An 861-nucleotide genomic window follows, 5' to 3' on the forward strand; every position below is an offset into this window, starting at 1 on the left:
AGAAAAATGCGACACATCTCAAATAAATGAGAAGTGCCGCATTTTTTGATATAATTAGGTTATGAATGAATGTTTAAATAATGAACCTAACTACATAACATATTATAACTCAATTCAGATGTGTTTGCCACTAGGTCTTGGCTATGAAATTACGCCAACTGATGAACTTCTTTCTTTCCTCGAGGCCATTAAGGGAGTGGATCTAAGCAAGTATATGGTCAGAAAAGAAACCAGAGGAAGAAAAGGTCACAACAGGATAGACCTGCTACGCGCTGAACTTTTCGCATACATGAAACTTGGCCATCCTACACTCAGGGAACTCGAATACCAGTGCAGAAGAAACCTTGACTTCATGTTTCTTACTAAGGAGCTCTGTCCAAGCAGCAAGGCTTTCGAGCGACTAGAGAAGTCATATCTCAAAGCCAGCATCGAGGATATCTTTTATGATATTTCTGCTCATATCGGAAGCCTCATGGGTGCTAGAACAGATATCCAGTATATAGATGGAACTAAGATTGAGGCTTATGCCAACAAGTATTCCTTCGTCTATAGAAACAGAATACTCACTAACAGAGCAAGCATGTGCCTTAAAATCACCGATTCCGTAAGAAATCTCAATAGCCGATATGGCTATTCCTATCCTGAAGCCGAATTATATTGTGCACAGGAGATTGGATACATCACACAGTATCTTCTAGAACAGATATTATCCACTGAAACGGAACTTGTCTATGGGAAAGGTCACAGAAAGGCACAGATTCAGCGCGATTACGAGACATTTCTAGGATATTATGCCCGTCTTGTGGAGTATGAATACTGGCTTGATGTGATTGGTGATAACCGCAAGAGCTGTACTAAGAC

The 861-nt window shown here is 40.3% G+C and carries 1 protein-coding gene; it reads left to right on the forward strand.

Features of this window, described 5'->3' with window-relative positions; genetic code table 11:
- Positions 1-61: 61 nt before the first annotated feature.
- A partial coding sequence (locus H8909_RS13200; RefSeq protein WP_187013153.1) for a transposase occupies positions 62-861 on the forward strand: 800 nt, incomplete at its 3' end.

Source organism: Catenibacterium faecis (genome assembly GCF_014306455.1).
GTDB classification, from domain to species: Bacteria; Bacillota_I; Bacilli_A; order Erysipelotrichales; family Coprobacillaceae; genus Catenibacterium; species Catenibacterium mitsuoka_A.